The sequence below is a fragment of the Pectinatus cerevisiiphilus genome, from assembly GCF_004341685.1.
In the GTDB taxonomy this organism is placed as follows: Bacteria; Bacillota; Negativicutes; order Selenomonadales; family Selenomonadaceae; genus Pectinatus; species Pectinatus cerevisiiphilus.
Map to the genome: position 1 here is coordinate 1 of NZ_SMAA01000042.1, position 1,742 is coordinate 1,742.

Below are 1,742 nucleotides of genomic sequence, written 5' to 3' on the forward strand. Positions count from 1 at the left end.
TACTGCATGGGTGTCGAGCTCCTTTCTGTGATACTTCTCTATAGTAACACAAAAGCTTTCATCTATCACTGACAACTATGCTAACACACAGGGATACTCAGCAATTTGCAGAAGTTTATCTTTGATATATGGTGGTGAATTTAAAAAGTTTATTAGAGATATATGTGAATGTGTAAAAAATTATAAAGTAGATTTAGATATCATTGCATTATTCAATTATGACAGGATTACTGAATATCGTTCCGGTTATTGCCAGTCACGGATGATGGATAAATATATATTACCAGCCTGTATAGAATTTACAATAAATACTTTGAAATCAAAATTAACTGATTCACTAAAAATAAATTTAACTAATGTACATGATTTCACAGACAATATAAGCATTAATTCAAATATAGATGATAATAATTATTATTATTTTCCATATATAATTACTCCTCAAGAATTGTCAGTGGGTATGCTTTTATCAAAAATTAGAAGTCCAATAGTAAAAAAAGAAAATATTATGGAGATTGATTCAAAAAAAAATATTATGGAGATTGATTCAAAAGAAAATATTATGGAGATTGATTCAAAAGAAATTAATAATAAAGTTAATATACTATGTATGAAATTAAATTTTAAAACTAATAGTTTCAATGATAAAAGTGATGTTGACGTTATAGAAACATCAAATAATATTAATAATATACGTACATATGCAACAAAAATAGAACTAGATAAAAAATATGAAGAACGGAAAGACAAATTAAAAATAGCAATAGGTAATGTTAAATTAAATTCTGAAAATTTTACAAAAATAATTGAAAAAAGATATAAGAAAACATATCAAAAATATAGTGATTTATCGTATGTTATAAACCAGGCGTTAAAGGAAAAGGCTGATATGTTAATATTGCCAGAATCATATGTTCCTTTTGCATGGTTACCAATTATTGCACGAACCTGTGCTAAAAATCAACTTTCTATTGTTACTGGAATTGAACATTTTGTTTATGAAAAAAGAGTTTTTAATTTTACAGTAAATATAACACCATATGTAAAAGATGATTTTAAATTTGCGCATATTACATATCATCTTAAAACACATTATTCTCCAGAAGAACGACGAATAATAGAAAATAATTTTTTAACTCCAATTGAAGGGAAAACATATGATTTAATAAACTGGAAAAATTTATGGTTTACGACATACTGTTGTTTTGAATTGGCGTCTATATATGACAGAGCTATATTTAAAAATTATCCAGATTTATTTATAGCTGTCGAATGGAATCATGATACAGCTTATTTTAGTAGTATTATTGAATCTTTATGTAGAGATATACATTGTTATTGTGCGCAAGTAAATTCGTCTGATTATGGAGATAGCAGAATTTTAAGACCATCTAGGTCTGAAAAACGTGATATTGTAAAAACTAAAGGAGGTATTAATAATACTATACTTATAGGAGAAATTGATATAGCAGAATTACGGTCGTTTCAGCGAAAAGATTATGAATTACAAAAAGAAAACAAAGAATTTAAACCAACACCACCACAGTTTAATAATAAAATTGCAATTGATAAAATTAATAATGAATTATGGGATTTTATTAAAGAAGATTCTAATAAAAAAAATAGCGTGATTACTAAGTAAAGATAGATAAGGTATAATATTTTTCGCAAAATTAAATAAAGACATAGGCCTCGTCTTTTGCTAAAATTAAGTCGCCAAACAAAACCCGCAAAGGAGACGA

At 26.2% G+C, this 1,742-nt stretch carries 1 protein-coding gene; it reads left to right on the forward strand.

Annotated features, from left to right (window positions below; genetic code table 11):
* Positions 1-121: 121 nt before the first annotated feature.
* On the forward strand, positions 122-1,642 hold the full coding sequence (locus tag EDC37_RS12180) for a carbon-nitrogen hydrolase family protein (RefSeq protein ID WP_132551738.1): 1,521 nt from the start codon (positions 122-124) through the stop codon (positions 1,640-1,642).
* Positions 1,643-1,742 lie beyond the last annotated feature (100 nt).